This window comes from Microvirga tunisiensis (assembly GCF_009296175.1).
GTDB lineage: Bacteria > Pseudomonadota > Alphaproteobacteria > Rhizobiales > Beijerinckiaceae > Microvirga > Microvirga tunisiensis.
On sequence record NZ_VOSK01000454.1, the window covers coordinates 1 to 4274 of the forward strand.

Here is a 4274-nt window from a genome sequence, read left to right on the forward strand (position 1 = left end):
AGATCCGCTGCACGCTGGTGTGGGACAGGCCTGTGACAGCGGCCATCGAGCGCACGCTCCACTGCGTCGCTCGCGGCGGCTTCTCATGCAGGGTCATGTCGACAACCCGCTGGATCACCGCGGCCGTCAGGGGCTTGCGCCCTGGCGGGCGGGTGGCGTCCTTGAGAAGCCCGTCGACGCCCGCCTGCGCATAGCGGCGGCGCCAGCGCCTCACCGTCAGAGTGCTCGTGCCGACGCGGCCGGCGACCTCGGTAGCGCGCAGGCCCTCACCAGCCAGCAGAACAATCCGAGCCCGCCAGACGACCTTCTGGGATGTGTTGCGGTCACCGACCAAGCTCTCCAAGCGATCTCGATCAGCGGCGGGAACCTCAATGCGTTCGATCTTGCCCATCAGAGCAGGATCGCACGTCGGATCGGATTTCGGAATCACTCGTCAGTGACAGAACACTAGGATCTCTCTGGGGGTCCGTTTCGCCGGGTAAAGGTCGAGACCGAGGAGGGCTCCCAGCCGCCCGAAGATCGTGACCTCGTACGGCGCCCTCTTTTCTGTCGGCTTGACCAGAACGTGATCCACGAGGTTCCGGAAGGCGGCCCGACTCTCGGGCCTGCGGCCAGAGGCCAGATCCTCCTGAAGGGTGGCGATGGCCTGCCGGTACCGTTCAATGGCTTTCGGATGAAGCTCGACGATGTTCGTGGCCTCAAGAGCTAGCCGCTCCCGCTCCCGCAGGGCAGCCCGCTCGGTCTCAAGATCCTTCATACGGGAAGCGATGATATCCTCGGCCATGGTGCCCTTCTCCAGGAACCCGACCAGGCGCATCATGCCGGCCTCGATTTCGGTCAGCCGGCGCTTGGTCCCTTCGAGATCTGCCCGGGCGGCCCGCTCGGCCACTGCGCGCTCTGAATGGTAGGCTTGGACGAACTCGTTGATGAGCCTCTCATCGGCGAGCTGGGTATGGAGCCCATTGAGCACGACCGATTCCAGCATCTGCTCGTCGTAGCTCTTGGTGTGCTGGCAGCCGCCAACCTTTGCCGAGGTGCAAATCACGCGGGGGCGACCGCCTCGGTCGCCTTGGCCACGGACCATCGAGCTGCCGCAGGTCTCGCACCGGAGAAGGCCTGCCAAGAGGCTGCCATTGCGCTGCCACGGGCGGCGCTGGCCCTTGGGCGGGATCTTCTGCTTCTTCCCGCGGGCGATGCGCACGGCCTGAGCCTCTTCAAAAAGTTCGTCCAAGATGATCCGCAGATGCGGCACTTTGACAACGACCCGCTCTTCAGGAGCTGTGGGGCGCTTGTTGACCTTGCCGGTATCGGGATTGCGCACGTTGCGCCAGTTATTCCAGTGGATCTCGCCCAGGTAGATCCTATTGGTGAGGAGAGCCCGGGGACCGCCGGTGAGGCGGGGCCACTGCCAGGGCTTGCCATTGTGCCCTGGGATGCCCTCACGGTTCAGATCCTCGGCAATGGCGATCGGTGATTTGCCGTCGGCGTATTCCTCGAAGATCCGGCGGATGACCTGGGCCTGATCGGGATCAATCTCCCGCTCGCCCGGCTTCCCAACCACGGCCCGATAGCCATAGGCCACCTTCCCGGGGATCTTTCCTTCCTTCACGCGGCCTGTATGGCCGCGGCGGACCTTAGCTCCGAGATCCCTGAGGAATAGATGGCCGACCAGGCCTCTCAGCCCCACATGGACCGAGGTGGCTTTGCCCTCATTCAGGGTGCGAATCTCGACCTCGGCAAACTCAAGGCGCTTGTAGACTGCCGCCAGATCTTCCTGGTCGCGGGAGAGGCGGTCGAGGCTCTCTACGACGACCATATCGAAGAGGCGTTTCTTGGCATCGGCAATCAGTTCGATCAGGCCGTCTCGGTCGAAGAGGGTCGCCCCTGACTTGGCCTTATCTGAGTAGACCTTGGTGACCGTATAACCCTCCCGCTCGGCATAGATCCGGCAGAGGGCAATCTGGTCATCAATCGATCGCTCGTTTTGCAGATCGCTCGAGTAGCGGGCGTAGAGCACCGCCCGCAGTCTGGCGTTGGTCATTGGAAGATCCCGGGGGGACTGAGCCGTAGCGGTCCCGAATATCCTGTCTGGCCGCATCCCTGGCAAGCGCTCTTACGAACTCCACCAGAAGCGGATCCAAAGGGGGTAGAGTCTTGGCGGAGGAGCTCATTGCTCCCCCAAGCTGTCGATGTTGCCACGGCGAACCTCAAAGGAGACAGCCACGACCCATGGGTTGGCTTCCCAGGATTCTGGGCCGTTGATCCGGCCCCAGAGATCCTTAAAGGCTTCCTTGGCCGTTAGGTGGAATGTCTCACGCAGGTCCCCGGCCGGGAGCCAAGACTGTGCTTGGCCGCCGTAGACCGCCGCCGGATGGACCCCTTCCGCCCGAGCATCCTCCTCGCTGATGTCCTGGAGCCGCTCCACCTTCACGCCAGTCACGGTCAGGGTCAGCCGGGAGGCCCAGCGGGGCATGTGGATTGATGGGCGCACCTTGCTCGGAGGCTTGTAGCCTTCATCCGCACCGTACCAGATCCTAATGCCAGTGAGCGCAGAAGGCGCGTCACTGTCGAGGATCGAGTATGTCTGCCAGTTCTCCCGCACCCAGAGGCGGTCACCGACAGCATAGCGAGCCGCAGCATCCACGATGTAAGAGGTGAGCGCCTCCTGATGAGCCTGCGAGATGCCACCCCAGCGGTTATGAAAGTGCCAGAGACCGTCGCCAGCCGGCGTCGGCTGCGGCATCCGGCGCGTCTGGATCTTGCGCCCTGCGATGAGCGCGCGGATCATAGGCGCAGAGAAAATAATGGGGGGCTCAGGCATGGTGGAACACGTCCATGGCGGTTTGCTGAAATGGATCGAGATGCACCCCGGAACTGCGTCTTGGGCCCAGGCCATTGGATCCGTTCTCGCGATAGCGGCCGCCATTTGGATCGCTTCCGCACAATCGCGCGAAGCTCGGCGTGAGGCAAAGGCTGCGAAAAAGGCACAATTCGATGCCTTCATTGGCCTGAGCGACGAAGCTCTTCGCCAAGTCAAGAAAGTTGCGGATGTAATCGCAGATCCAAAGATGATCCCTCAATACTATGTGCTCGAGCACTCGTCGAAGATGCTCGAAGACCTCGCGAGCGCGTTGCTGAGCGCCTCTTTGAGCCCATTTGGATCTTCGGGAACCGCCACACAACTTCAACGCCTTCGTGGCCTTGTGACCCACACTGGGCTTGTTATCGCCCGAGCCGATACCGAATACCGCGAGAAGCAAGCGGTCTCCTTCAATACTGGCGATGTATCTCGAACGAATGTCATCGCCGCCGAAAGCGCAGCGCACGCCATTCGGGCAGAACGCGACAAGCTGGAATAAGAATGGCCAAGCCCTCATACCTCGATCACCTCCTCATACTCGTTGCCCTTGCGAGCCTGGGCAGTGACGAGAGCAATGTTGATTGCGAGCTCGTCCGCCTGTGAGGTGGTAAGGGTGATCGTCTTGTTATCCGTGACGATCTCAACGGTGTCGCCGCCGCTGGTGCCCGTTTTGATCACGATCTTCACGCGCGATCCTCCTCAGACGGAATGCATCCCTCCCAGCGGGCCACGAGCTCCTTGAGCGCTACCAGCATGTCTGCGCGGGCGCCGTTGCCAATGTAGTTGACGCGGCCCGTTCCGCTGATGTCCTTGCCGAGTGGGAACACGAGCAGGGCAAAGCCGGTCGTCCGGACTCGGTCATCTGTGGAGGGACCGTTGAAGACCTCGTCCAGTGCTCCGGCGAGAGTGTTCATGACAGATCGGTGTTGTTCTTCGATGGGTCCGTGACTCATGAGGATCTTCCTAGTGTTCTGTCACTGACGAGTGATTCCGAAATCCGATCCGACGTGCGATCCTGCTCTGATGGGCAAGATCGAACGCATTGAGGTTCCCGCCGCTGATCGAGATCGCTTGGAGAGCTTGGTCGGTGACCGCAACACATCCCAGAAGGTCGTCTGGCGGGCTCGGATTGTTCTGCTGGCTGGTGAGGGCCTGCGCGCTACCGAGGTCGCCGGCCGCGTCGGCACGAGCACTCTGACGGTGAGGCGCTGGCGCCGCCGCTATGCGCAGGCGGGCGTCGACGGGCTTCTCAAGGACGCCACCCGCCCGCCAGGGCGCAAGCCCCTGACGGCCGCGGTGATCCAGCGGGTTGTCGACATGACCCTGCATGAGAAGCCGCCGCGAGCGACGCAGTGGAGCGTGCGCTCGATGGCCGCTGTCACAGGCCTGTCCCACACCAGCGTGCAGCGGATCT

At 62.5% G+C, this 4274-nt stretch carries 7 protein-coding genes; 2 read left to right on the forward strand and 5 right to left on the reverse strand.

All coding sequences use genetic code 11. The features are described 5' to 3' along the window. The 3 genes from FS320_RS39140 to FS320_RS39150 all read right to left on the reverse strand — a co-directional run. A partial coding sequence (locus FS320_RS39140; RefSeq protein WP_152713122.1) for a helix-turn-helix domain-containing protein occupies positions 1–391 on the reverse strand: 391 nt, incomplete at its 3' end. A 42-nt stretch (positions 392–433) separates the two neighbouring features. Beyond that, the gene (locus FS320_RS39145) at positions 434–2041 is read right to left on the reverse strand and encodes a recombinase family protein (RefSeq protein WP_162003531.1); all 1608 of its coding nucleotides are present in this window, start codon (positions 2039–2041) and stop codon (positions 434–436) included. Positions 2042–2167: 126 nt separating this feature from the next. Next, the gene (locus FS320_RS39150; protein ID WP_152717771.1) at positions 2168–2821 is read right to left on the reverse strand and encodes a hypothetical protein; all 654 of its coding nucleotides are present in this window, start codon (positions 2819–2821) and stop codon (positions 2168–2170) included. On the opposite strand from FS320_RS39150, the gene FS320_RS39155 reads away from it, so the two are divergent. After that, the gene (locus FS320_RS39155) at positions 2820–3359 is read left to right on the forward strand and encodes a hypothetical protein (protein WP_152717773.1); all 540 of its coding nucleotides are present in this window, start codon (positions 2820–2822) and stop codon (positions 3357–3359) included. The genes FS320_RS39150 and FS320_RS39155 overlap by 2 nt on opposite strands. Positions 3360–3373: 14 nt before the next feature. On the opposite strand, the gene FS320_RS45600 is transcribed toward FS320_RS39155, so the two are convergent. Beyond that, positions 3374–3547: a hypothetical protein gene (locus FS320_RS45600; RefSeq protein WP_153885394.1), complete on the reverse strand. Its 174-nt coding sequence runs from the start codon at positions 3545–3547 to the stop codon at positions 3374–3376. Continuing rightward, entirely contained in the window at positions 3544–3813 is a 270-nt protein-coding gene (locus FS320_RS39160) for a hypothetical protein (protein WP_152717775.1), read from the reverse strand. The genes FS320_RS45600 and FS320_RS39160 overlap by 4 nt, the downstream gene beginning before the upstream one ends. 70 nt (positions 3814–3883) lie before the next feature. Here FS320_RS39160 and FS320_RS39165 point away from each other — a divergent pair. After that, a partial coding sequence (locus FS320_RS39165; protein ID WP_152713122.1) for a helix-turn-helix domain-containing protein occupies positions 3884–4274 on the forward strand: 391 nt, incomplete at its 3' end.

Excerpts from the sequence above, each read along its gene's own strand:
- FS320_RS39145 (WP_162003531.1), bottom strand. The coding sequence starts at position 2,041 with ATGACCAACGCCAGACTGCGGGCGGTGCTCTACGCCCGCTACTCGAGC.
- FS320_RS39155 (WP_152717773.1), top strand. The coding sequence starts at position 2,820 with ATGGTGGAACACGTCCATGGCGGTTTGCTGAAATGGATCGAGATGCAC.
- FS320_RS39150 (WP_152717771.1), bottom strand. The coding sequence starts at position 2,821 with ATGCCTGAGCCCCCCATTATTTTCTCTGCGCCTATGATCCGCGCGCTC.
- FS320_RS39160 (WP_152717775.1), bottom strand. The coding sequence starts at position 3,813 with ATGAGTCACGGACCCATCGAAGAACAACACCGATCTGTCATGAACACT.